21 protein-coding genes are annotated in these 25,131 nt (G+C 63.6%); 13 read left to right on the top strand and 8 right to left on the bottom strand.

The window, feature by feature from the left end; all coding sequences use genetic code 11:
* Window positions 1–120: 120 nt before the first annotated feature.
* The 3 genes from ACMDCM_RS09000 to waaF all read right to left on the bottom strand — a co-directional run bounded on the left by ACMDCM_RS09000 (window position 121) and on the right by waaF (window position 2,400).
* Entirely contained in the window at window positions 121–672 is a 552-nt protein-coding gene (locus ACMDCM_RS09000; RefSeq protein WP_412773248.1) for a D-glycero-alpha-D-manno-heptose-1,7-bisphosphate 7-phosphatase, read from the bottom strand.
* Complete coding sequence (locus tag ACMDCM_RS08995; protein WP_412773247.1) at window positions 669–1,256, bottom strand: D-sedoheptulose 7-phosphate isomerase; 588 nt, start codon at window positions 1,254–1,256, stop codon at window positions 669–671. The genes ACMDCM_RS09000 and ACMDCM_RS08995 overlap by 4 nt, the downstream gene beginning before the upstream one ends.
* A 70-nt stretch (window positions 1,257–1,326) precedes the next feature.
* Window positions 1,327–2,400 carry a lipopolysaccharide heptosyltransferase II gene (waaF, locus tag ACMDCM_RS08990; RefSeq protein ID WP_412773246.1) on the bottom strand — a complete coding sequence of 358 codons (1,074 nt, stop codon included), beginning with the start codon at window positions 2,398–2,400 and terminating at the stop codon, window positions 1,327–1,329.
* Window positions 2,401–2,747: 347 nt separating this feature from the next.
* Between waaF and rfaD the strand changes: the two genes are divergently transcribed.
* The 3 genes from rfaD (at window position 2,748) to ACMDCM_RS08975 (ending at window position 7,485) form a co-directional block, all read left to right on the top strand.
* Window positions 2,748–3,728 (top strand): ADP-glyceromanno-heptose 6-epimerase, encoded by a 981-nt coding sequence (gene rfaD / locus ACMDCM_RS08985; protein ID WP_412774709.1) that lies wholly within the window; start codon window positions 2,748–2,750, stop codon window positions 3,726–3,728.
* Window positions 3,729–4,025: 297 nt separating this feature from the next.
* The gene (gene rfaE1 / locus ACMDCM_RS08980; RefSeq protein ID WP_412773245.1) at window positions 4,026–5,495 is read left to right on the top strand and encodes a D-glycero-beta-D-manno-heptose-7-phosphate kinase; all 1,470 of its coding nucleotides are present in this window, start codon (window positions 4,026–4,028) and stop codon (window positions 5,493–5,495) included.
* A 61-nt stretch (window positions 5,496–5,556) separates the two neighbouring features.
* On the top strand, window positions 5,557–7,485 hold the full coding sequence (locus ACMDCM_RS08975) for an SDR family NAD(P)-dependent oxidoreductase (protein ID WP_412773244.1): 1,929 nt from the start codon (window positions 5,557–5,559) through the stop codon (window positions 7,483–7,485).
* A 26-nt stretch (window positions 7,486–7,511) separates the two neighbouring features.
* Here the strand turns inward: ACMDCM_RS08975 and ACMDCM_RS08970 are convergent, their stop codons facing one another.
* Window positions 7,512–8,471: a lysylphosphatidylglycerol synthase transmembrane domain-containing protein gene (locus ACMDCM_RS08970; RefSeq protein WP_412773243.1), complete on the bottom strand. Its 960-nt coding sequence runs from the start codon at window positions 8,469–8,471 to the stop codon at window positions 7,512–7,514.
* Window positions 8,472–8,665: 194 nt separating this feature from the next.
* Between ACMDCM_RS08970 and ACMDCM_RS08965 the strand changes: the two genes are divergently transcribed.
* The 6 genes from ACMDCM_RS08965 (at window position 8,666) to ACMDCM_RS08940 (ending at window position 17,696) form a co-directional block, all read left to right on the top strand.
* Entirely contained in the window at window positions 8,666–9,685 is a 1,020-nt protein-coding gene (locus tag ACMDCM_RS08965) for an NAD-dependent epimerase (protein WP_412773242.1), read from the top strand.
* Window positions 9,686–9,960: 275 nt separating this feature from the next.
* Window positions 9,961–11,373, top strand: a complete 1,413-nt coding sequence (locus ACMDCM_RS08960; RefSeq protein ID WP_412773241.1) for a mannose-1-phosphate guanylyltransferase/mannose-6-phosphate isomerase — start codon at window positions 9,961–9,963, stop codon at window positions 11,371–11,373.
* 223 nt (window positions 11,374–11,596) lie between these two features.
* The gene (locus ACMDCM_RS08955) at window positions 11,597–12,607 is read left to right on the top strand and encodes a Gfo/Idh/MocA family oxidoreductase (protein WP_412773240.1); all 1,011 of its coding nucleotides are present in this window, start codon (window positions 11,597–11,599) and stop codon (window positions 12,605–12,607) included.
* Between the two features lie 16 nt (window positions 12,608–12,623).
* Window positions 12,624–13,772, top strand: coding sequence for a DegT/DnrJ/EryC1/StrS family aminotransferase (locus tag ACMDCM_RS08950; RefSeq protein ID WP_412773239.1), 1,149 nt, complete (start codon window positions 12,624–12,626; stop codon window positions 13,770–13,772).
* A 43-nt stretch (window positions 13,773–13,815) separates the two neighbouring features.
* Window positions 13,816–15,345 carry a murein biosynthesis integral membrane protein MurJ gene (gene murJ / locus ACMDCM_RS08945; RefSeq protein ID WP_412773238.1) on the top strand — a complete coding sequence of 510 codons (1,530 nt, stop codon included), beginning with the start codon at window positions 13,816–13,818 and terminating at the stop codon, window positions 15,343–15,345.
* Between the two features lie 53 nt (window positions 15,346–15,398).
* The gene (locus tag ACMDCM_RS08940; RefSeq protein WP_412773237.1) at window positions 15,399–17,696 is read left to right on the top strand and encodes a xanthine dehydrogenase family protein molybdopterin-binding subunit; all 2,298 of its coding nucleotides are present in this window, start codon (window positions 15,399–15,401) and stop codon (window positions 17,694–17,696) included.
* A gap of 85 nt (window positions 17,697–17,781) precedes the next feature.
* On the opposite strand, the gene ACMDCM_RS08935 is transcribed toward ACMDCM_RS08940, so the two are convergent.
* Both ACMDCM_RS08935 and ACMDCM_RS08930 read right to left on the bottom strand, forming a co-directional pair.
* Entirely contained in the window at window positions 17,782–18,207 is a 426-nt protein-coding gene (locus ACMDCM_RS08935; protein ID WP_412773236.1) for a CHRD domain-containing protein, read from the bottom strand.
* A 77-nt stretch (window positions 18,208–18,284) separates the two neighbouring features.
* Entirely contained in the window at window positions 18,285–18,530 is a 246-nt protein-coding gene (locus ACMDCM_RS08930; protein ID WP_412773235.1) for an Lrp/AsnC ligand binding domain-containing protein, read from the bottom strand.
* A gap of 183 nt (window positions 18,531–18,713) precedes the next feature.
* On the opposite strand from ACMDCM_RS08930, the gene thiD reads away from it, so the two are divergent.
* Window positions 18,714–19,520: a bifunctional hydroxymethylpyrimidine kinase/phosphomethylpyrimidine kinase gene (gene thiD, locus ACMDCM_RS08925; protein ID WP_412773234.1), complete on the top strand. Its 807-nt coding sequence runs from the start codon at window positions 18,714–18,716 to the stop codon at window positions 19,518–19,520.
* A gap of 46 nt (window positions 19,521–19,566) precedes the next feature.
* Here thiD and ACMDCM_RS08920 read toward each other — a convergent pair whose 3' ends face one another.
* Window positions 19,567–20,763 carry a hypothetical protein gene (locus ACMDCM_RS08920; RefSeq protein WP_412773233.1) on the bottom strand — a complete coding sequence of 399 codons (1,197 nt, stop codon included), beginning with the start codon at window positions 20,761–20,763 and terminating at the stop codon, window positions 19,567–19,569.
* Window positions 20,764–21,144: 381 nt separating this feature from the next.
* Entirely contained in the window at window positions 21,145–22,167 is a 1,023-nt protein-coding gene (gene dgcA / locus ACMDCM_RS08915) for an N-acetyl-D-Glu racemase DgcA (protein ID WP_412774708.1), read from the bottom strand.
* A gap of 98 nt (window positions 22,168–22,265) precedes the next feature.
* Here dgcA and ACMDCM_RS08910 point away from each other — a divergent pair, with 98 nt between their 5' ends.
* From ACMDCM_RS08910 to ACMDCM_RS08900, 3 genes are read left to right on the top strand one after another with little or no spacing between them, the layout of a single operon-like run.
* On the top strand, window positions 22,266–23,402 hold the full coding sequence (locus ACMDCM_RS08910) for an MlaE family ABC transporter permease (protein WP_412773232.1): 1,137 nt from the start codon (window positions 22,266–22,268) through the stop codon (window positions 23,400–23,402).
* Window positions 23,402–24,172 (top strand): ABC transporter ATP-binding protein, encoded by a 771-nt coding sequence (locus ACMDCM_RS08905; protein WP_412773231.1) that lies wholly within the window; start codon window positions 23,402–23,404, stop codon window positions 24,170–24,172. Before ACMDCM_RS08910 ends, ACMDCM_RS08905 begins: the two co-directional genes overlap by 1 nt.
* A gap of 20 nt (window positions 24,173–24,192) precedes the next feature.
* Complete coding sequence (locus ACMDCM_RS08900; protein WP_412773230.1) at window positions 24,193–25,074, top strand: MlaD family protein; 882 nt, start codon at window positions 24,193–24,195, stop codon at window positions 25,072–25,074.
* Window positions 25,075–25,131: the final 57 nt, after the last annotated feature.

The following is a 25,131-nucleotide window of genomic DNA, read 5'->3' as shown; positions in this document are numbered from 1 at the left end:
TTTGGTGCTTCACGCTTTATCCGTCATTGCCGGGCTTATCCCGGCAATCCATCAATCTTCGAAAGAAGATGGATGCCCGGCATAAAGCCGGGGCATGACGATGCAATCAAACCTCATCCTCTAAAAATTCGGCCTCGCACCCGACATCTCAGCAAGCACCCGCGCGACGAAGGCGTCGAGGTCGCCGCCTGAGAACAGGAATCCGGGAATGCCTGCGCCTGCCGCAGCTTTAAGATCGCTGTCGCGGTCGCCGATGGCGAAGCTGCCTTCGCGCCGTACCGGCCAGTGCTGCATCAGGTCGAGGATCATGCCGGGCCTCGGCTTGCGCCAGAGATGGTCTTCCAGATATCCGGCGACGCTGCCGTCGGGATGGTGCGGGCAATATCTGAAGTCGTCGATCCGTGCGCCCTGCGATGTGAGATGCGACTGCATCCACAGGTGCAGATTGCGAACGTCGTCTTCGCTGAAAAAGCCGCGCGCGACGCCTGATTGATTGGTGAAGACGAAAACGAAATATCCGGCCTCGTTCAGCCGCCGGATCGCCTTGGCGACGCCCGGCATCCAGCGAATGCGGTCGCGTGTGCCCATGTAGCAGTCATCGTGATTGACGACGCCGTCGCGATCGAGGAACGCGGCGGGCTGGGAAGCGGGAGCGATCTTGTCGCCGTTCACGTGCAGCCGCCCGCCAGCGCGCGCTCGACGCTGTCGCAGATCGCGTGAGCGGCCGTCATGTGGATTTGCTGAATGACAGGAGTGTCGTCGCTCGGCGCGACGAAAAGGTGGTCGCATACGTCGTTCAGACTCGTGCCCTTGAGGCCGGTGAAACCGACCGTGACCAGGTCGCACCGGCGCGCGGCCGCGAGCGCGGCGAGGATGTTCGGCGACCGGCCCGAGGTCGATAGCGCCACCAGCACGTCGCCGGACTGGCCTATGCTCTCGACCTGTCGCGCGAAAATCTGCTCGAAGCCGTAGTCGTTGGAGATGGCGGTGAGGGCGGAGGTGTCGGTCGTCAGCGCGATGGCGGCGAAGCCGGGCCGCTCCTTCCTGTAGCGTCCGACGATTTCGGAAGCGATATGCTGCGCGTCCGCGGCGCTTCCGCCGTTGCCGACCAGAAGCACCTTGTGCCCGGTACGGAGCGCGCTGATGATCGCGAGTGCAATCTCACTTGCCACCGTGAGCAGCGCGGTATCCTTCGCCGCGCGCTCAAGCGCGGCGAGCGATTGCTGAAAATGGGTTGCGATCTGGTTCTGGCTCAAGACGCACCTTTGTCGCCGTAACGGATAGCAGTGGTACTGAGCCCGTCATGCCCGCGCAAGCATGGTCGTATCAAGGCGCGGCGCGCTCGCGGGTCTCCGCAAGCACCCGTTCCGCGATGGCCAGCACCTCGGCCGCCGGGATGTCCCTCATGCAGCGATGGTCGTTTCGCGTGCAGACCGGGCGATGGCACGGTTGGCACGGCAGCGGCGTTTTAGCCTGGATCGTCGCGGCAAGCCCGTTCAAAGGCGCCCAGTGATAGGGACTGGTCGGGCCGAAAATTCCCATCGTGGGCGTTCCGATCGCGGCCGCGACGTGCAGCAGGCCGGAGTCGTTCGAAATCGCGAGCGTCGCCGCCGCCATCGCCAAAATGCCGTTTCGCAAGTCGTGGCCCGTGAGGTCGCGGACGCGCGAGCCGCCGGTTGCCACGATTTCGGCCGCGATCGCCTTTTCGTTGGGGCCGCCGATCACCCAGACATCGATTCCATGCTCGGCCAGCATCCGAGCCAGCTCGGCGTAGTAAGTCCAGCGCTTGCTGGAGCCGACCGCTCCGGGAGCGAGCGCCACCGCTGGTCCGGAGCCCAGTCCTTGCGCCTGCCGCCAGCGGATGACGTCCTCGCCTGGGACGCGAAGCTGCGGCGCGGGCCACTCTGGCGGTCGCTCCGCCTTGGCCGGAAGCGCCAGCGACGCCTTCCGGTCGATCATGCGGGGCAGGGCTCGCTCGCCCCAGCGCCAGCGGTTGAGCAGCCCGAACCGCGCTTCGCCGACAAAGCCGACCCGTTCCGGAATGCCGGCCAGCGCGGGCGCAATGGCCGATTTCCAGGTCCGCGGCATGATGAGGACGGTTCCGTATCCTCGCGCGCGCAACTGGCGAGACAGTCCCCACTGTTGCCTCAGCGCCAGCCGGCCTCGGGGCAGGTCCCAGACCACGCCGGCGCGCACGCCCGGCATGTAATCGACCAGGGGGGCGCAGAGCGTCGTCACCAGCATATCCACCGGCCGATTCGGCCAGCGCTGCTTGAGCACCCGCACCACCGTATGGCCGCGGACGAAGTCGCCGATCCACATGTAGGGAACGATCAGAACAGGGCGCGAGTCGTCCGCGTCGCTGACAATCTCCAGATCTTCTGGTGAATCTGCTTTCATAACTTAACGAATACGTAACACCGGGACAGATGAAAAATCCTCCCTATCCGCTCCCGTGGCGGAGGTAAAGTTATCTTGCGCCATGCGTTTGGCGAGCGATTTCGTCCCTTCACGCCATCCAGGTTGCCTCGCAGGCAGGAGTGGGGCAAACCAGCGGGTGAATTCGACATTAGCCGCCCACCTTGCCGCACACCCGGCAGGCGAATGTCAAATTCAAAACTCCACTGGAAAATCTTATGGTTGCTCGTGGTCCCTTGATTCTGACATTTGCGAGGACGCCTGCCCGCACCGGGATGCAAAGGTTAGAATTGGACCACTAGGAATTGCACATCCATGACGGGGACATCATGCTGCTGGTGACCGGGGGCGCCGGTTTTATCGGATCGAATCTCGTGGCCGCGCTGAACGGCGCCGGACGCGGCGACGTGGCGGTGTGCGATGCGCTGGGCCACGACGGCAAATGGCGCAACCTCGCCAAGCGGCAGCTTGCGGATATCGTTCCTCCCGCAGGACTGGCGGACTGGCTGGAGGGCCGCCGTCTCGACGCGATCGTTCATCTCGGCGCGATCTCCGAGACCACCGCGACCGACGGCGATCTCGTCGTCGAAACAAACTTCCGGCTGTCGCTGCGGTTGCTTGACTGGTGCACGGCGACCGCGACGCCCTTCATCTATGCCTCGTCGGCCTCGACCTACGGCGACGGCCGGCAGGGCTTTCGCGACGATCAGTCGTTGGCCGCGCTGCGGGCGCTTCGGCCGATGAATCTCTACGGCTGGAGCAAGCACCTGTTCGACATGGCGGTCGCCGGCCGCGTCGCCAACGGCGATGCGCTGCCTCCGCAATGGGCCGGCCTGAAATTCTTCAACGTGTTCGGCCCCAACGAATATCACAAGGGCGCCATGATGAGCGTGTTGGCGCGCCGGTTCGACGACGTCAAAGCCGGCCGTCCGGTGCAGTTGTTCAAATCGCACCGGGAGGGCATCGCCGACGGCGACCAGCGCCGCGACTTCATCTATGTCGACGACGTGGTCCGCGTGATGATGTGGCTACTGGCGACGCCCTCGGTCAGCGGTCTCTTCAACGTCGGAACCGGCAAGGCGCGCAGCTTTCGTGATCTGATGACGGCGGCTTATGTCACGCTTGGCGCGAAGCCGAACATCGAATACGTCGATATGCCTGAGCAGATTCGCGGAGCCTACCAGTATTTCACGCAAAGCGAGGTCGAGCGCCTGCAACGCGCAGGCTACAACGGCGGCTTCACGCCGCTGGAGGAAGCGGTCGAGGCCTATGTCGAAGGCTATCTCGATCGGGACGATCGCTTTCGCTGACACGCCAGTGGAGTGGATCTGCCATTCGCGACCCATTTTGCCGCGGGTTGGTGATGCGAATGTCAAATTCGAAACTCCGCTAGAAACCTTTTATTTGCCAGTGGTCCTTTGATTCTAACATTCGCAAAAATCGGCCGGGCAGGGATGCTGATCTTGAAATCAGAGGACCACTGGAGCGTGATCTTGTCCGAAGGCGGAAACTGGTTTTCGGATAAGATAGTGCACGGTAAAAACGAGAGAGCTTGAGTTTGATTCAATGCAATCCGGATCGAACTCAAGCAGCAGGTGAAGGGTCTGATGATCGATTTTGACGGCTTGTCGAATGCGTTTTCCCGCCAGACCGTGCTCTGCGTCGGCGATCTGATGCTCGACGAGTTCGTATACGGCGAGATTTCCCGGATTTCGCCGGAGGCCCCGGCGCCGGTCATCGCGGTTCAGCGCAGCGAGACCAACGTCGGCGGGGCGGGTAACGTCGCGCGTAACATCGCCGCGCTCGGTGCGCGCTGCATCTTTGTCGGGCTGGTGGGGCAGGATGACGCGGGAGAGCGACTGCGCGCCACATTGTCACGCGAACGTCTGATCGAGCCGTTGTTGGTTTCGGACTCCTCGCGGCCGACGACGCGCAAAGTGAGATTCGTTTCGGAGCACTTCTCGACTCACATGCTGCGCGCCGATTGGGAAACGCCGGCTCCGGCGTCCGGGGCGGTGGAGCAGGCCCTGATCGACGCCATTTTGCCGCAACTGCCGCGCGCCGACATCGTTCTGTTGTCGGACTATGCCAAGGGGGTGTTGACGGCGCGGGTGATCCGCACCGTCATCGATACGGCCCGCGGGCTCGGCAAGCGCGTGATCGTCGATCCGAAAAGCGCCGATTTCGGCGTCTATCGCGGCGCGACGCTGCTGACGCCGAACCGCAAGGAGTTTGCGGACGCGACCCGCAGCCGCGCCGACGATCAGGCCAGCATCGCCGCAGCGGCTCGCGAGGTGATGCGGCTCGCTGATTGCGAAGCCTTGCTGGTGACCCAGAGCGAGCGCGGCATGACGCTTGTGCCCGGCGAGGGCGAGGTCATTCACGTTCCCGCGCACACCGTCAAGGTTCGCGATGTGACCGGCGCGGGCGACACCGTCGTCGCTGCGCTCGCGGTTTCGCTCGCCGCGGGGGCCGATTGGGAAACTGCGTTGCGGACCGCTAGCGCCGCCGCGGCGGTGGCGGTGGGCAAGAGCGGCACCGCGATTGTCACGCTCGCCGAACTGCGCCGCAATATTCTGCCGCCGGCCTCTCTCGCGGCCGAAGAGAAAATCGCGCGATCGGCGGCCGATCTCGACATGCGTCTGTCGGCGTGGCGCGAACAGGGCTTGCGGATCGGCTTCACCAACGGCTGTTTCGATATTTTGCATCCCGGTCACGTCAAGGTGCTGACCGGAGCGCGCGCAACCTGCGATCGTCTGGTCGTCGGATTGAACAGCGATGCATCCGTGGCCCGGCTGAAGGGACAGGGCCGGCCGGTTCAGGATGAGCGGGCGCGGGCGGAGGTGCTGGCTGCGCTCGAGGCCGTCGATCTTGTGATGGTTTTCGAAGAGGACACCCCGCTCAGGTTGATCGAGCGCATTCAGCCGAACGTGCTTGTCAAAGGCGGGGATTATTCTCTTGAGCAGGTTGTCGGTCAGGAGCTTGTTACCGCGCGAGGCGGCGAGGTCGTGCTGATCGATATCCTGCAGGGATTCAGTACGACATCATTGGTGAAGCGCGCAGGAGGCAGGGCATGACAGCCTTGTTCCGCGGCGGCCGGCGTGTTTCCCCTTCCTGCGCTGTCCGGGTTGCCGTCTCATGAGCCTGCGTCGAAAATTTACCTCGCGAAACGTCCTGATCGCGCTGCATGACCTGATTACGGTCGTGGCGGCGCTGCTCGTGAGCTGTTACTTTCGTTTTGACGACCGTCAATTTGCCCTGCGCCTGCCGTTGCTGCTGAAAACGCTGCCCTACTTCCTCGTCATCAGTTTCGTGGTCTTTTACGCCTTCAACCTGACGACGACGAAATGGCGGTTCATTTCCCTTGTGGATGCCCTCAACATCGTCAAGGCGTCATCGGTTCTGGGATTCATTATCCTTGTCTTCGACTATATCGTCATCGCGCCCAATCTCTACGGCACGTTCTTTCTCGGAAAGAAGACGATCATACTGTACTGGCTGTTGCAGATATTCCTGCTCGCGGCCACCCGCTTCACCTATCGGTATTTCCGCTACAAACGCACCCTTGTTCGCGTCAAGGCCGACGATGCGACGCCCGCCATCGTCGTCGGCCGCGCTGCGGATGCCGAAATTCTGTTCCGTTCGGTCGAGAGCGGCGCGGTCAAGCACCTGCGGCCGGTCGGCCTGCTGTCGCCGTCGTCCGCCGACATCGGCCAGACGATACGCGGGGTTCCGGTCCTTGGCGCAGTAGACAAGCTCGAAGACGTGATCACGGACTTTGCCGAGCGGCGCCGTGCGATCAAACGCATCATCATGACGCCCTCGGCATTCGAGCCCGAGGCCCAGCCCGAGGCCGTTCTTGCGCGGGGCCGCAAACTGGGCCTGAAGGTCAGCCGGCTGCCGTCGCTCGGCGAGGAAGGCGATATTCCGCGCCTGACGCCGGTTGCCGTCGAAGATCTCCTGCTTCGCCCGAGCCGCACCATCGACTATGAGCGGCTCGGGGGGCTGATCAAGGACAAGTCCATCGTCGTGACCGGCGGCGGCGGATCGATCGGATCCGAAATCTGCAAACGCGTCGTGACGTTCGGTGCGAGCCGGCTGCTGATCATCGAAAATTCCGAGCCTGCGCTCTATGCGGTCATGGAGGAACTAGGCACCAGAAACCGGGCCGCTGTGGTGGAAGGCCGCATCGCCGACATCCGCGACCGCGAACGGCTGAAGCGCCTGATGAACGAATTCAAGCCCGACATCGTGTTCCATGCGGCGGCGCTCAAGCACGTGCCCATCCTCGAACGCGACTGGAGCGAAGGCGTCAAGACCAACATCTTCGGTTCGGTCAATGTTGCCGATGCGGCGCTGGCGGCCGGCGCCGAAGCCATGGTGATGATCTCGACCGACAAGGCAATCGAGCCGGTCTCCATGCTCGGGCTGACCAAGCGTTTTGCCGAGATGTATTGCCAGGCGCTCGACCGCGAACTGGCGCAGCGCACCGACGACAAGATTCCGATGCGGCTGATTTCGGTCCGCTTCGGCAATGTGCTGGCGTCAAACGGATCGGTTGTGCCGAAGTTCAAGGCGCAGATCGAAGCTGGCGGTCCGGTGACCGTCACGCATCCGGACATGGTCCGCTATTTCATGACGATTCGTGAAGCCTGCGATCTCGTCATCACCGCGGCGAGCCATGCGGCGATGCCGGAACGGCACGACGTATCGGTGTACGTGCTGAACATGGGCCAGCCGGTGAAGATCGTCGATCTGGCCGAACGCATGATCACCCTGTCCGGCCTGCAACCCCACCACGACATCGAGATCGTCTTTACCGGCGTGCGGCCGGGCGAGCGGTTGAATGAAATCCTGTTTGCGAGCGAGGAGCCGACCATCGAGATCGGTTTGCCGGGTGTCTTGGCGGCGAAGCCGAACGAGCCGCCGATGGACATGCTGCACAAGTGGATCGCGGACCTGAGGGAGGCCGTCGCCAACGAGGACAAGTCGAAGATCCGCTCGGTCTTGAAGGATGCCGTGCCGGAATTCGGGGTGCATGCGGGACATACACCGTCTCACGCATGACGTTTCGCGCGAACGGGCCCGCGCCGTTATTCCGCGAGTTCAATCGGGGCAGGTCCCCTCTCGGCTCTCTCGCCGCTGAATATCCAGACAAGGCCGCCGAGCGCGCCGACGACGAAGAGCACCGCGCCATACAACAGCGAGACATTAACTCCCTCGCTGGTCGCCAGTCCGGCGTATCCGAAAGTCAGGGCCATGGAGGCCTCGCGCACGCCCCAGCCGGCTATCGAGATCGGCAGCATCGTAATCAGCATGACCGGTGGAATGAGCAGGAATATCTCCGTGAAAAAAACCGGCGCGGCGATCGCCCTCGCAACGCACCACGCGATCACGACGGCAAGCGAATGGATGGAGAGCGACAGGAACGCCATCTTCCATCCGCGTTTGCGATTGAAGATGGCATGGTTGGTAATGACCGAGCAGGCGCGAAGATGATGCGCGGCCCGAATATTTTTGAGCCAGGGCCATTGCAGCCTGCCGAGAAGCAGGAATCCCCCGGCGGCGGCCAGCGCGGAAAGATCGACGAGAAGCAGCGCAAGCCGGCCATGAGGGTTGCCGATCAGCCGGTAGCTCCACGGCAGACTGGCGACGATCAGCACGGCAAGCGCGGTCAGGCCGATCGCGCGGTCGACGAAGATCGAATAGGCGGCTGCTCGCCAACCGGCTGGCCCGCGCCCGACCAGCCAGAGCCGCATGGCGTCGCCGCCGATCGAGGAAGGCAGGGTTTGGTTGAAGAACGAGCCGATTATGCAGTAGCGCAGTACCTGCGCGACCGAGAGAGGCGCGCCGCAGTCCGCGCTGATTTCCCGCCAGCGCAGGGCGCTGACGAGAACCTGCAACAGGGCCATGGCGAGGGCAAACGCGATCCATCCGACGCTGGCGAGACCGAGGCGAGAGACGAGGTCGGAGACGTCTATCTTGCGGAGCGCAAGATAGAGCAACGCGGCAGAAACCAGTATTTTTGCCGTTGAAAGCAGGATCTGGCGCATTGCGCTCGTGTGTGCCGAGGTTAAGTTGGTCGTCTGGGACCTTCGGGACGACGATCGGCGGCCCGGCTGCCTTGGTATGGTTTTGGACGGCGTCTGGCAATAGTCGCGACAGGCATTGCGGTCTCCCATCGGGACGTGGGCAATAAAGAAGTCCCGCGACCGCACTCCGCGGCCTGTACATCCTGAGGAATGAAATGTCGGATCATCCGATACTGCTCACCGGCGCGGCAGGCTTCATTGGATTTCACCTCGCCGGCCGACTCCTGAAGGACGGGCGTCGGGTCGTCGGCATCGACAATCTCAACAGCTACTACGATCCCGCGCTCAAGGCGGGCCGGCTCGACATCCTGCGCAAGGACTCGCGGTTCCGTTTCGTCAGGGCCGATCTCGCCGATCGCGCGGCGGCGGCCGCCCTGTTCGCTGAAAATCGTCTTTCGGCCGTGATCCATCTCGCGGCCCAGGCGGGCGTACGCTATTCATTGCAAAATCCGGACGCCTATGTCGATTCCAACCTTACGGCCTTCGCCAATGTCCTCGAAGGATGCCGGCACGCCGACTGCCCTCACTTGCTGTTTGCTTCGTCGTCCTCCGTTTACGGCGCGAATACAAAACTTCCCTTTTCCGTTCACGATAACGTCGACCATCCGGTCAGCCTTTACGCGGCGACGAAGAAATCCAACGAACTGATGGCGCATGCCTACAGTCACCTTTACCGCATGCCGATAACGGGACTGCGCTTCTTCACCGTCTACGGCCCGTGGTATCGGCCCGACATGGCGCTCTACAAGTTCGCTGACGCGATCGTCGGAGGGCAGCCGATCAGGCTGTTCAATCACGGCAACATGCGGCGCGATTTTACCTATATCGACGACGTCGTCGAAGCCGTTGTCCGCCTGATCGATCATGTTCCACAGGGCGAAACCGACCGGCCGGGTGATGCTCCGGATCCCGGCACGAGTCCGGCTCCCTGGCGAATTTACAACATCGGCAACAACAAGCCGGCGGAATTGATGAACGTCGTCGCGCTTCTGGAGATGGAGTTCGGACGGACGGCACGAAAGGAGATGCTCCCGATGCAGCCCGGCGACGTGCAAGCCACGTTCGCCGATATCGACGATCTCACCCGCGAGGTGGGTTTCCGTCCTTCGATGCCGCTTGAAGACGGCATCCCTCGCTTTGCAACCTGGTATCGTCGCTATCATCGGGTCGGATAGCGTGGCGATTGGGGTCCATTCGATAAACCCGATTCCGTTTTGTCGGGCGAGCATCTGTATCCGAACACATCGTGATCGATTCCAATGTTTTCGGGCGGGATACGGACGGAAAACCGCTATACATTTTTCCTCGTGCCGTTCTAGAGCCTTTCCGCTCCTGACGGGATCAGAAGCGGGGCTCTATGTTTTGATTTGACGCGTTTTCTTCACGCGAACCGGTAGCCACTTCGCTCGAAAACGCTCTAATGGACGGATCGGAATGCGGAGATTGTCTTGTGAGTGAGCGTATCATCCCCCTCGTCATGTGCGGCGGCGCGGGAACCCGGCTGTGGCCGGCCTCGCGGGAGGGCCGCCCGAAGCAGTTTCTGCCGTTGTTCGGGCAGCGTTCGACGTTTCAGGATACGCTGAGGCGGGTTTCCGATCCGGCGCTGTTCGAGCGGCCGATCGTGATCACCAACGCCGCCTACCGTTTCATGGTGCTCGAACAGCTCGCGGAGATCGGGCTTGAGGCGGACGTCCTGCTGGAGCCGACGCGACGCGACTCCGGACCGGCAATCGCGGCGGGAGCGGTCTTCGCGCAGATGCGCGACGACGCGGCCGTCGTGCTCGCGCTGGCCGCGGATCATGTGGTGTGTGATACCGAAGCGTTCGTCGCCGCCTGCCGTCAGGGCCTCGCCGCCGCGAATGCCGGCCGCATCGTGACCTTCGGCGTCCGGCCAGAGCGGGCGGCGACCGAGTACGGCTATATCAGCCCCGGCGCGGTGATCGCAGGCGAGGTGCGCGCGGTGACGATGTTCGTCGAGAAGCCCGGCCCGCAAACCGCCGCGGGCTATGTCGAGGCGGGTTATCTCTGGAACAGCGGCAACTTCATGTTCCGCGCGGCGGTGCTGCTCGATGAATATCGCAACGTCGATCCCGACAGTGTTCGGTCGGTATCGGATGCTGTGGCCAATGCCGGCCGGGATCTCGGCTTCGTTACGCTCGACCCCGACGCTTTCGCGCAGGCACAGGCGATTTCTATCGATTACGCGGTGATGGAAAAGACCGGACTTGCCGCCGTGGTGCCCGTCGATTGCGGCTGGTCGGATGTCGGATCGTGGCACGCGGTATGGGAATTGTCGGACAAGGATGGCGAAGGCAATGCGGCGCAAGGCCCCGCCGTGTTCGAGGATTCCCGCAACTGCAATATCTCAACCGACAGGGCACTGGTCGCGCTGGAAGGTGTCGACGATCTCGTGGTGGTGGCGACGCAGGATGCGGTGCTGGTCTCGCGCCAGAAGGACGCCAACGGGCTGAAACGTCTGGTCGCGAAGTTGAAGACCGTGGCGCCGCAGGTCACCGAAGAGCATCTGCGGGTCCATCGGCCATGGGGCGCCTATCAGTCGATCGACAGGGGCGAGCGGCATCAGGTCAAGCACATTACTGTGAAGGCCGGCGAGCGGTTGTCGCTGCAAAAACATCATCATCGTTCGGAGCACTGGATCGTGGTCCGGGGCGCCGCGAGGGTGACGGTCGGTGATCTCGTCAAGATCGTGCATGAGAACGAGTCGATCTATATTCCGATCGGAGCCACCCACCGGCTGGAAAACCCCGGCAAGATTCCGCTGGAACTGATCGAGGTGCAGACCGGCAGCTATCTCGGCGAGGACGACATCATCCGGATCGAGGATGACTATCAGCGAAGCTGAGCTGCCGCGCGAGGAACGAATCAGCTAATCTGTGGAAACACTGTTCAAGCCTGTTCCAACGATGCTGCTATAAGTCCTACAAGTTTAAGTATCATGTAATTCTTTGAATCAAAACGTGTTGGGATTGTTATTCCTCTAATCGCCACTTTCGTTATGGCGTGCTAGTGAGAGCGCACGGTCGGGTTTCGGGGGGTGCCTTGGCCGGTCGATTTCGGGGTATCGAATGAGTTCGAAGCCATCTGCATTGAAAACTGCAGGGTCGGAGCGTGTGCTGCGTGTCGGCGTGATAGGCGCCGGTATCATGGGCAGCAATCACGGTCGCGTGCTGGCCGGCCTCGCCGGCGTCAGGCTCGCCGGCATCGTTGATCCGTTGCTCGCGCACCGCGCTCGCGCGACCGAGCTGATCGGGTGCCGGACGTTCGGGACGTTCGACGAACTGATGGCGGCCGGTGTCGACGCGGTTACCATCGCTGCGCCGACACACCTTCATTGTGAGCTGGCGCTGGCCTGTATCGAGCGCGGCGTTCATGTTCTGGTCGAGAAGCCGATCGCCTCGACGGTGGAGGAGGGGCGCAGGATCGTCACCGCCGCTCAGCGCGCCGGCCTGACTTTGATGGTCGGCCATGTCGAGCGCTTCAATCCGGCAGTCGCCGCCATCAAGCAGGCGATCCGGGGCGAGGATATTCTTTCGATCGCGATCACGCGGGTCGGTCCGTTTCCACCGCGCATGTCGAATGTCGGCGTTGTGATCGACCTTGCCGTGCATGACATCGACCTGATCCGCTGGTTCACCGAATCGGAAATCGTCGACGTGCAGCCCCAGCTTTCCAGCGCCATCGCCGAGCGCGAGGATATCGCCCTGCTTCAGTTCCGAACCGCGTCGGGCGTGCTCGCGCATATCAATACGAACTGGCTGACGCCGTTCAAGGCCCGCAGCGTCACGGTCGCCACCCGCGGCAAATACATCATGGGCGATCTGCTGACCCGCCAGGTCACCGAATGCTTCGGTTTCCAGCCGGATGGCAGCTATTCGATGCGCCACCTCCCGGTAGGCCACGATGAACCTTTGCGCGCCGAACTGATCGCGTTCGTCGATGCGGTGCGCTCAGGAAAGGCTCCGGCGGTGAGCGGCGGCGAAGGCGTCGCCAGCCTCGAGATCGCGATCAAGTGCCTTGAAGCGCCGTCTTCCGTCGCGCCGCCGGCGCGGCCGGCTCCGCGCCGCGTCGCCGGCTGATCGTCCAGAGGACTGAATGCAGCAGCACATGCCTGCGAAGGCTGTTCCATTTATTGATGTCGTCGAACAGCGCCGTCGTCTCGGCAAACGTATCGACGATGCGGTTGCGCGGGTGCTGACGCATTGCCAGTTCATCAACGGCCCCGAAGTCGCACGCCTGGAAGCCGACCTGGCCACGTTCAGCGGCGCAAGGCATGTGGTGGCCTGCGCCAGCGGCACCGACGCGCTGCTGATGGTGCTGCTGGCGAAAAACGTCGGCCCGGGCGACGCGGTGATCTGTCCGACATTCACCTTCTGCGCGACCGGCGAGGTCGTGGCGCTGCTCGGCGCAACGCCGGTGTTCGTCGATGTCGATGAGACGACGTTCAATATCGACATTGCTTCGCTCAAGAGCGGTATCGCGGTCGCCAAAAAGCAGGGCCTCAGGCCAAGGGCCATCATCCCCGTCGACCTGTTCGGTCAGCCCGCCGATCACGATGCGATTGCAGCCGTGGCCGCGACCGAGGGCATGTTCGTTCTCGACGACGCCGCGCAAGGGTTCGGCGCGACCTACAAGGGAAAACGGCTGGGTACGTTCGGCCTTGCGACCGCGACCAGTTTCTTCCCCGCCAAGCCGCTCGGCTGCTACGGCGACGGCGGCGCGATCTTCACCGACGATGACGAACTGGCGGACACGTTGCGCAGCGTGCGCGTGCACGGGCAGGGTTCGGACAAGTACGACAACGTGCGGCTGGGTCTCACGGGGCGCATCGATACGATGCAGGCGGCGATCCTGATCGAGAAGCTCAAGGTATTTCCCGACGAGATCGTAGCGCGAAACGCGGCCGCGCGACGTTACAACGACGCTCTCGGGGACGTTGCGATCGTGCCCCGCGTGGCGCCGGACTGCACGTCGGTATGGGCGCAGTACACCCTCCGGCTGCCGAACGGAGGCCGCGACGCGCTGGCGTCGGCGCTGAAGGCACAGGGCATTCCGACTGCGGTCTATTATCCAAAATCGCTGCACCAGCAGACCGCGTATCGGAATTTCCCCGTGGCGGCCGAAGGCCTTGCCGTCAGCGAAAGGCTGTCGCACGAGGTCATCAGCCTGCCGATGCACGCCTACCTCGATGAATTGACCCAGGAGCGGATCATCGAGGCTGTGCGCGCCGTGCTTGCGCACTGATTTCGCCATTTTGCGCCGGGAGGCGATCCTGTAGAAACGCCGGATGCTTGGACGCATTTTCACCGTCGGCGGATATACGCTGCTCTCGCGGCTGACGGGATTTGCGCGCGACATCGTGCTCGCCGCGGTTCTCGGCGCCGGGCCGGTCGCGGATGCTTTCTTCGTCGCGTTGCGGCTGCCGAATCATTTCCGCGCGATTTTCGCCGAGGGCGCCTTCAATGCGGCATTCGTGCCGGCTTACGCGCATGTTCGTGGGGAGGGAGGCGAGGCCTCGGCGCGACTGTTCGCCGATCGCATCTTCACGCTGCTGTTCCTGTCCCAGGTCGTTCTGCTTGTGGTGGCGTGGATTTTCATGCCGCAGGCCATGCGCATCCTGGCGCCGGGGTTCTCCGACGACGCCGAGCAGCGACGGCTGGCGATCGAACTGACCCGGATCACCTTTCCCTATCTGCTGCTGATCACGCTGGTGACGCTGTACGGCGGCATGCTGAACGTCATGCATCGCTTTGCCAGCGCGGCGGCTGCGCCGATCTTTCTCAATCTGTCGATGATCATGACACTGACGCTCGCGGCCTTTTTCCCGAGCGCCGGGCATGCGGCGGCCTGGGGCGTGCTGATCTCCGGCTTCCTTCAGGTTTTTCTGCTGGCGGGCGATCTCGGCCGGCACGGGGGATTGCCGCGGTTCTCGCCGCTCGAACTGAGTGACGACATCAGATCGTTTTTTCGCGCGCTCGCGCCCGCCACCGTGGGCTCGATGGGCACGCAACTGGCGATGTTCGCCGACACCATCATCGCGACCTTTCTCCCGACCGGAGCGTTGTCGGCGCTGTATTACGCCGACCGGCTCAATCAACTGCCGATCGGCGTGATCGGCATCGCCATCGGCACCGTGCTGCTGCCGGAAATGTCGCGGCGGATCACGGGCGGCGATCACGAGGGCGCGACGGCGTCGCAGCGCCGGGCATTCGAGTTCACGCTGTTGTTTTCGATGCCGTTCGTCGCGGCGTTCCTCACCGTGCCTGACGTGATCATGCGGGCGATGTTCGCACGCGGCGCGTTTTCCGCAGCCGATGCCGCTGCCGCGGGAGCGACGCTGTCGGCTTACGCGGTCGGCCTCATCCCTTTCGTGCTGATCCGCAGCGCGGTCGCCACGTTCTACGCGCGCAAGAACACCGCGACGCCAGTGAAGGCCTCGCTCGCCGGGATCGGCGTCAATCTCGCGCTCAAGGTCGCGTTGATGGGCTCGCTGGCGCAGGTCGGTCTGGCGTTGGCCACCGCGGTCGGCGCCTGGGTCAATCTTCTGCTCGTGATCGGATTTGCGGTGCGGGCAGGGTACTTCGAGATCGATCGTTCGTTGCGGGTCTCGCTCGGCAAATTCCTGATCGCGGGCGTGGTGCTTGCGGCGGCGCTGTGGTTGACCGCGCACGTCGCCTTGGCGCAGTTCGCACAGTGGAGCACGATGCGCGACGAGGCGGCTCTTGGACTGCTGATCGTCGTCGGCGCGCTCGTCTACGCCGGCGTGATCTTGCTGTTGTTCGGTCCGCGCTGGTTGAGGTCGCTGGTGCGGGGCTAGCCTCTTGGGGCTTCCCTGCAGTATAACGATCCTGCAACGGCGGCGGAGATCATATGGCTCCCGTGAAATTCGGCATCGGCCAGAGCGTCCGGCGCAAGGAAGACGACGCGCTTGTTCGCGGCAAGGGCCGCTATACCGACGACCATGCGCCGCCGGGTGCCTTGCATGCGCTGATGCTGCGCTCGCCTCATGCCCATGCGAGATACAGGATCGATGCGTCGCGCGCCGGCGGCTTGCCGGGCGTCGCCCTGATCCTCATCGCGGCCGACGTCGCCGATCTCGGCGGCCTGCCCTGCCAGTTCAATCTTCCGGACCAGCCCTTCACCGCGCCGCCATATCCGATCCTTCCGCGCGACGAGGTGCGGCACGTCGGCGACGCCGTCGCTTTCGTGGTCGCCGATACGGTCGAGCACGCGCGCGACGCGCTCGAGGCGATCGAGGTGGAGTGGACGCCGCTCGCCTCGGTGGTGGGTGTCGCCAACGCCGTGAAGAAGGGCGCGCCTCAGGTCTGGCCCGACCACCCGGGCAATCTCCTGTTCGATGTTTCGATCGGCGACAGGAACGCGGCCGACGTCGCCTTCGCGGGTGCGCATGCGGTGGCGGAAATCTCGATCGTCAATCCGCGCGTCGTCACCAACTACATGGAGACGCGCGCCGCCGTCTGCGAATACGACGCCAAGCACGATCGCCTGACGCTGACGGCTGGCAGCCAGGGCAGCCATCGGCTGCGCGAGATTCTTTGCCAGTCCGTGCTGAAGATTCCGATGGAAAAGATGCGCGTGATCTGTCCCGACGTCGGCGGCGGATTCGGCACCAAGCTGTTTCCCTATCGCGAATACGCGCTGATCGCGGTCGCCTCGAAAAAACTTCGTAAGGCGATCAAATGGACGGCAGAGAGATCGGATCATTTTGTCGGTGACTCGCAAGGCCGCGACAACGTCACGACCGCGCGCATGGCGCTGGCGGAAGACGGCAGGTTCATCGGCATGGATGTGGACCTGATGGGCGACATGGGAGCCTATCTCTCCACCTTCGGTCCCTACATTCCGTATGGCGGGGCCGGAATGCTGCCGGGCCTTTACGATATCCAGGCGTTTCATTGCCGCGTGCGCGCCGTGTTCACCAACACCGTGCCGGTGGATGCCTATCGCGGCGCCGGCCGCCCCGAGGCCGCCTATGTGGTGGAGCGGCTGGTCGATGCCGCGGCGCGCAAGCTCGGCATGACGCCGGACGCCATCCGGCGCAGGAATTTCATTTCGCCGAAAGCGATGCCGTACAAGACCGCGACTGGCAAGATTTATGACTCGGGCGATTTCGCAGCGCATATGAAGCGCGCCATGGAGATCGCAAGCTGGAAGGAATTTCCGAAGCGGGCGAAGGCTGCGAAAAAGCGAGGGTTGGTTCGCGGCATCGGGTTGGCGACCTATGTCGAGATTTGCGGCACCATGGGCCGCGAGCGGGCCGATGTGCGGCTCGACGCAGACGGCGACGTCACGGTGCTGGTCGGCACGCAGTCGAGCGGGCAGGGCCATGCCACCGCTTATGCGCAGATCATCGCCGATCAGTTTGGGTTGCCGCCGGAACGAATTCATATGATCCAGGGCGACACCGACGTGGTCGTCTCCGGCCTTGGCACCGGCGGATCGAGCTCGATTCCTTCCGGCGGCGTCAGTGTCGAGCGGGCGACCCGCAAGCTCGGCGTTCAGCTCCGCGAGATCGCGTCCGAGGCACTCGAAACCAGTCCGGCCGATCTCGAAATCAGCGACGGCTTGGTTCGTATCGCGGGCACCGACCGTTCGATCTCCTTCGCCGACCTTGCCAAGCGCGTCGCCGACCCCTCGAAGCTGACAGCCAATGAGAGTTTCAGCAGCGCCGACGGCACCTACCCGAACGGTACCCATGTCGTGGAGGTCGAGATCGACCCGGCGACCGGAAAGATCGGGTTGGTCAATTATGTCGTCGTCGATGATTTCGGCATGACGTTGAATCCGCTTCTGCTGGCGGGACAGATCCATGGCGGCACCATGCAGGGCATCGGCCAGGCGCTGATGGAGCAGGCGGTCTATGATGCCGCGGACGGGCAGCTCGTCACCGGCACGTTCATGGATTACGCGCTGCCGCGTGCGGCCGACGGCACCTCGATCACCTTCGAAACCCGCAACGTCCCCTGCGCCACCAATCCTCTCGGGGTGAAGGGAGCGGGCGAAGCGGGCGCCATCGGCTCCTGCCCGGCGGTGGTCAACGCCATCATCGACGGCCTGTGGCGCGAATACGGAATCGACCACATCGACATGCCGGCCACGCCCGAGCGGGTCTGGACGGCGATCCGCGCGCGCGAGCGCCAGCTTTAAGAACCCCGGTCCGGCGGACGACAAAAGGGACGAACCTTGGTTCGTCCCTTTGCCCTTTGCCGAATGCCTTGCGATTGGGCCAGGACTACTTCGTGACCTGCCCGCGGATTTCGCCGCCCGGATGGGCTGCGGTATGAACGTTGACATAGTACTTGCCGGCCAAAAGGTCGGCGGCCTGCGCGTCGGTCAGCGTGGCGCTGCCTTCGGCGGGGCTGGACGTCGCATTCGGGATTGCAACCGCAACGCCCGCATTCTGGCCGGCGGCCGCCGGGCCATGGAAATGGGCTGCCGTCGCCGGACCGGTCAGACCCGAATAGGTCAACTTCCAGGTCAGTTTCTTGGTCGCCGGATCGTAATTCGCCTCGACTGTCCCGGTGCCCTTGCTGGTGTTGGCGGGCACTTCGGATGCGCCGTTCAGGGTTGCTTTCAGCGTTTCGGCGGACGCCTGGCCTGCCAACCCGATGGCGGCAGCGAGGGCGAGTGTGGCGAGAGAAATCTTGGCGGCTTTCATTGTTTTCTCCTGATCATGTTCGGCTTGGCGCGAGCTTTAACAGCGCGTACCACCATTTGTTCCAGATGCAGGAACGGCTAGTTGGTTCCGAATGCCTTGAAAGTGATGATGGTGTGGGTGTCCTGAATGCCCGGAATGACCTGCACCTTCTCGTTCACGAAGTGTCCGATATCGGTGTCGTTATCGACGTAGAATTTCGCCAGCAGATCGTAGTCTCCGGCGGTGGAGTAGATCTCCGAGGCGATCTCGGCCTCCGCGAGAGCGTTGGCGACGGCATAGGATTGGCCGAGCTTGCACTTGAACTGAACGAAGAAAGGAACCATCGCGTATCTCCGGAGGACGTCAGGTTTCAATATAGCGCGTTCGAGCCGCGTGGATACCGAGCTGCGCCGAAAAATCGAGCGACCGGCGACTTAACGGGCGCTCCGGTTGCTGCCCGCGCCTATGCCTGCCGCGAATGAATAACTATGCTGGCGCGATCGGACGACCCTGGCGCGAGAACACGGATGACAGTCCCCATTGCCTTGACCATCGCCGGATCCGACTCCAGCGGTGGTGCGGGAATCCAGGCCGACCTCAAGACATTCGCGGCGCTCGGAGTCTATGGCGCGTCCGTCATCACGGCGCTGACGGCGCAGAACACGCGAGGGGTGTCGGGGATCCACCATGTGCCGGCGGATTTCGTGACCGCGCAGATCGATGCGGTGTTCGGTGATCTCGACGTCGGAGCCGTCAAGATCGGCATGGTCGCGGACGCCGCCGTGATCGAGGCCATCGCCGGCGGCCTGTTGCGCTGGTCGCCCGCGCATGTGGTGCTCGATCCGGTGATGGTCGCGACGTCGGGGGCTCGCCTGCTGGAACGCGATGCGGTGGAGGCGTTACGGAGCAGACTTGTTCCGCGTGCGCAATTGATGACGCCGAACCTGCCGGAGGCGGCGGTGCTGCTCGATGAGGCCGTTGCCGAAAGCGAAAGCGACATCGCGCGACAGGGGCGACGCTTGCTGGCGCTCGGCTGCGCGGCGGTCCTGATCAAGGGGGGGCACGGCGGTGGCGCGGAGAGCATCGACTATCTCGTTACGCGCGATGAAATGCTGGCGCTTGCCGCTCCGCGCCTCGCCACCAAAAACACTCACGGCACCGGATGTTCGCTGTCGTCGGCGGTCGCCGCCGGCCTCGCCAAGGGTGACGACATGGAAACCGCCGTGCGCGGCGCGAAGGCCTACATCACCGGAGCGATCGCGGCGGCGGATCGGCTCGGCGTCGGCCACGGTCATGGCCCGATCCACCATCTCTACAGAGAGGACCGCGACTGACAACGTCGCCATGGAAGCGTGATCTGCGCCTGCAATGGAAACGGAGTCAGGAAAAGAACGCGATCTTTTCAGCCTGCGTCATGCGCCGGATCGGCGCCAGCGGATCGGAGCGGGGCGTGGCGCGCGGGACGATGCCGCTCTCCAGCAGCGACGCGCCGAGCGAAGGCGGCGCGGCAATTTCGGGAATGGTCCCGGATTCCTCACGAGGACTTGTATCGGAGTTGTCGGCGGCGCGTTCGGCAGTTCGCGCCGGTTCGGCAATCACCGGATCGCCGATAGCGGCGTCCACGGTTTCGGGTTCGTCGAAATCGGGCGCACCCATTTCGAGAGCGATCAGATCGAGCACGGCATCGTCATGCGCCGTGTCCTGTTCGTTCACGGCGGCGGCCGACAATTGTTCGCTGGGAAATTCCGTTTTCGCTGTATCGACGGCGGCGGCCTGCGCTTCGGATGCGGAAGCCGCGTTTTCTGATCCAACGCTGGACTCTTCCACCGTTTCACCGAAATGATGAAACACTTGTGATTCTTGATCTGACGCGTTGTCTTCGCGCGAACCGGATTCCACCTCATTCGAAAACACTATACCGGCGTCGGCGGCCGCTCGCTCCGGCGGCGCGGCGTCCTCACGCGAGGCGGAAGCTTCGTCGGCGGTTGCCGGGGATGGGGTCACGGTTTCCGCGCGAGGCGGCGGAGTCGTCGCGGCAGGTGGGTCCGACAATTCGTCGAGCGTCGACTCGATCAACCCGAACACAACTTGCAGCGCCGCGGAATCGTCTCTGGCGGCGAGTTGCTCATAAACGGCGTCGATCACGCCGGCCTGCGAATCGAGAATATCGCAAATCCTGCTGTCGCCGCCGATCTCGCGCCACCTCCACGAGATTTCGCGGATGATGCGAGCGCCCCTCTCGATCGGGGCGAGCGTATCGTCCATGATCCGCTTGTCGAATGACGCGGCTGCGGCGGCCTTTGCTTCGGCGACGCTAACCTTGATCGCAGCAAGGGCCTTGGGCAGCGCGTCGCTGGTCGCTGCTTGCTGTTGGGCGGCGACGGTCTGCTCGATGCGTGCAACGGCATCGAGCACCATGGCGGTATCCGCGTTGCGGTTGCGCCTGGCGTACTCGGTCAGAAACCACCGGCCCCGCGACGTCTCCATGAAGGCTTCGCGAATGGCGTCGAAGTCCGCGGCGCCGAGCGGTGCAGCGCTGGCGGACATCGGCGACAGGGCGAAAGCTTCATCGGCCATGGCAAACTCGTCGCGCAAATCATTGTGCGCAACTGTAACGATCACCATGATCCGCCGCGAATCGCAATTGAATTGACGCCGTCCGAATCAGAAATCCCCATTCCGTCGCATCCGGGACGGCAAGTGATTCGCCGTGTGGAGGCTTTATGAGCCGGGGGGCGCGACCTTCCGGACGCTGTGCCGGCCGGTGGACTTAGAGCCTGTTTGAAAAGTTTACTTTCCGGGTGTCCTGGGCGCGCTGCGGCACGACGAGACGCTGCGCAAACCCGGGATCGTTGCAGAAAACCTCGCGAAAGACCCCGGCTCAGCAGCGCACCGTTTCACGCTGCGCTGCGTCCGGGGAACGGCCAGGAGATGCCCGGTGACTTTCCAAACAGATTCTTAGCCCCAGAGCGCGGCCTCGGGCGGGTAAACGGTGCTTCCCTCATAGCGGAGGCCGTCGTCGCGATCCCTGGCGAGCAATAGCGGACCATCGAGATCGACGAAACGGGCCTGCCGCGCGATCAGCATGGCGGGCGCCATCGACAGCGACGTCGCGACCATGCACCCGACCATGATCTCGAAACCCAGCGCCTGCGCCGCATCCGCCATGGCGAGGGCTTCGGTCAGGCCGCCGGTCTTGTCGAGCTTGATGTTGATGGCGTCGTAGCGTTCGCGAAGGCCATCGAGCGAGACGCGGTCATGGACGCTTTCATCGGCGCAAACGCTGATGACCCTGCGAATTCGAGCCAGCGCCGCGTCGTTGCCTGCGGGAAGCGGTTGCTCGACCAGCGTGACGCCGGCGGCTTCGCATGCCGCCAGGTTCCGCTCCAGGTTATCACGCGTCCATGCCTCGTTGGCGTCGACGATCAGTTCCGATTCCGGCGCCTGTTTGCGCACGGCGGCGATGCGTTCGGGATCGCCGTCGCCGCCGAGTTTGATCTTGAGGAGCGGGCGACGGGCGGCTTTGGCGGTCGTGGCCGCCATGACCTCAGGCGAGCCGAGCGAGATCGTGTAGGCGGTGGAACGAGGGGCAGGGGTGGGGCGATCCAGCAACGTCCAGATCCGCTGGCCGCTGCATTTGGCTTCAAGGTCGCACAGCGCGCAGTCCAGCGCATTACGCGCCGCGCCTGCCGGCATGGCGGACGCCAGGGATCGGCGATCCAGGCCCGCCGCGAGAAGCGCCTCCATCGCGAGAAGGCTGGCGAGGACGCCTTCGGGAGTCTCTCCGTAGCGGGCGTATGGAACGCACTCTCCGCGTCCGGTGTGTCCGCTCCGGCTGATCTCGGCGACGATCACGACGGCTTCGGTCTTTGCCCCGCGGCTGATCGTGAAGCTGCCCGCAATCGGCCAATGCTCGATGCGGCACCGCAGCGTGGTTGCGTCGTACCGCGACGTTTCCAAGTTCGACAAGTCCGTATGCATTGCGGCCGGCTGTGATCGGGAGGGATATCGCAGCACGGCCGCTGAGGTCATGTTAAAGGTTTCGCCTTAATAGCAGAGATTCGGGCCGGGAGCTGGTTTTGGGTGATAGCCCCACACTGCAGCAGATTGCGCGAGGCGACGGTCTGGCGCTCTGTGCGGCCGGCCCCTGGACGGCGCGTTTTGCGCCGGCGCTGGAGCGGATGGTGGCGGAGGCGGAAAAGCTGACCGGCAGCCGGCCCGATATCGTCATCGACGTGTCGCAGATCTCCAGCCTCGATACTTTCGGTGCGTGGCTGATCGAACGGCTGCGGCGCAGCCTGACCCTGGGCAATGTCGAGGCGAAGATTTCCGGGCTCTCCGCGAACTATGCGAGCCTCGTTGACGAGGTCCGCCGCGTTCCCGTCGCTTCCGCGCCGCCGGCGGTACCTCAGAACGCACTGACCGGCCTGCTCGAGGACGTCGGGCGCAACGTTGTCGGGTTCGGAACGACGCTGACGGGCCTGATCGGCATGCTGGGCGCGGTGCTGGTGGCCGGCGGCCGGGTCGTTCGCCATCCGCGGTCTTTTCGCCTGACCTCGACCGTTCATCATCTCGAACAGGTTTGCTGGCGCGCGGTTCCGATCATCGTTCTCATCACATTCCTGATCGGCTGCATCATCTCGCAGCAGGGCATCTTTCATTTCCGCAAATTCGGCGCGGATATTTTCGTCGTCGACATGCTCGGCGTCCTGGTGCTGCGCGAAATCGGCGTGCTGCTGGTCGCGATCATGGTGGCGGGTCGCTCCGGCAGCGCCTACACCGCCGAACTTGGCTCCATGAAGATGCGCGAGGAAATCGACGCGCTGCGCACCATGGGCTTCGATCCGATCGAGGTGCTGGTCCTGCCGCGGATGCTCGCGCTGGTGATCGCGCTGCCGATCCTGGCGTTTCTCGGCGCGATCGCCGCGCTCTATGGGGGCGGCCTGGTGGCGTGGCTTTACGGCGGCATACAGCCGGAGGCGTTTCTCATCCGGTTGCGCGACGCGATCTCGATCGATCACTTTGTCGTCGGCATGATCAAGGCGCCGGTGATGGCGGCCGTGATCGGGATCGTCGCCTGCGTCGAGGGGCTTGCCGTGCAGGGCAGCGCCGAATCGCTCGGACAACGCACCACCTCGTCGGTCGTGAAAGGCATCTTCTTCGTCATCGTGATGGATGGCGTGTTTGCGATCTTCTTCGCGTCGATAGGCATGTAATGGCTGGAGACGCATCCGATTCCGTTATCCGCGTCCGCGACATCTCCGTCCGGTTCGGCGCCACGAAGGTCCTGGACGGCCTGAGCCTGGACGTGAAGCGCGGCGAGATTCTCGGCTTCGTCGGTCCGTCGGGTGCGGGCAAATCCGTGCTGACGCGCACCATCATCGGACTGGTGCCGAAGATCGGCGGCAGCGTCGAGGTTTTCGGCGTCGATCTCGAGACTGCGGATGCGACGGCGCGGCGCGCGGTCGAGCGCCGCTGGGGCGTGCTGTTTCAGCAGGGCGCGCTGTTCTCGTCGCTGAATGTCCGTCAGAACATCCAGTTCCCGGTTCGGGAATATCTCAAGGTTTCGCGGCGGCTGCTCGACGAGATCACCGTCGCCAAGCTCGGCATGGTCGGACTGGGGCCGGAGGTCGCCGACCGCTATCCGTCCGAGCTGTCCGGCGGGATGATCAAGAGGGTGGCGTTGGCGCGGGCGCTGGCGCTCGATCCCGAACTGGTCTTCCTTGACGAGCCGACGTCAGGCCTCGATCCGATCGGAGCGGGGGACTTCGACGACCTGGTGCGGACGCTGCAACGAACTTTGGGGCTGACGGTTTTCATGGTAACTCATGACCTGGACAGCCTTCATACGGCTTGCGACCGCATCGCCGTTTTAGGGAACGGTAAGATCATTGCGGCAGGGTCGATGGCCGACTTGCTGGCCTCGCAGCATCCCTGGTTGAAAGCCTATTTTCACGGCAAGCGCGCCCGCGCCGTCGCAGGTTGAGTTGGTATCGGAGCGGATTGATGGAAACGCGGGCGAATTTCGTGCTGATCGGATCGTTCACGCTTGCTGTGATCGCGGCCGCCTTCGGTTTCGTGCTCTGGTTCCAGAGCCTCCACACCACCAAGGCGCGCAGCCCGCTTCGTATCGTATTCGAGGGCTCGGCTTCGGGCCTGCGCAATGGCGGCAGCGTGAATTTCAACGGCATTCGCGTCGGCGAGGTGGTGTCGGTCAAGCTTGACGATCCACGCCGTGTCGTTGCGCTTGCAATGGTTGAAAACGCCGCTCCGATCCGGAAGGACACCCGGGTCGGACTCGAATTCCAGGGATTGACCGGCGTTGCCGCGATTTCGCTGAAGGGCGGCGAGGTTGCGGCGCCGCCCGTACCTCTCGACGTGGACGGCGTTCCGGTTTTGACCGCCGATCCGGCCGGCCTGCAGGATGTGACCGAGTCGATCCGCGCGACCTTGCAAAACGTCAATCGCGTCGTCGCAGAAAACGAAGCGGCGGTGAAGAACACGTTGCAGAACGTCGAGACCTTCACCGCCTCGCTCGCTCACAACGCGGAGAAAATCGGCGACCTGGTGCAGAAATTCAACGACGTCATGAACAAGGCCGACGGCGTCATGGCGAAGACCGATGACCTGATGCTCGGCCTCAACACCATCGCCGGCGGCAAGGGGGGCGGCGAATTGCTTCCGACGGTGAAGTCGATTCGCGAACTTGCCGATGACTTCAACAAGCGTTCAGGCGCGCTGATGGCCGACGGCCGCCGCACCCTTGGCGACATCAGCCATGCCGTCAATAATCTGGATCGCAATCCTACCCGGCTGCTGTTCGGCCCGAACGCCGCCAGCAGTGCGCCCGCGCCGGCGACGTCGGAACGCTCGCCCAGGAGGAGGTGAGGGCGCTGCCTGCGCGGGGGGTCTTGGACCGCCATCGCAGCGGCGCCGCTTCGTCGC

Source organism: Nitrobacter sp. (assembly GCF_047149785.1).
In the GTDB taxonomy this organism is placed as follows: Bacteria; Pseudomonadota; Alphaproteobacteria; order Rhizobiales; family Xanthobacteraceae; genus Nitrobacter.
This window is presented reverse-complemented; position numbering and strand designations above follow the sequence as displayed.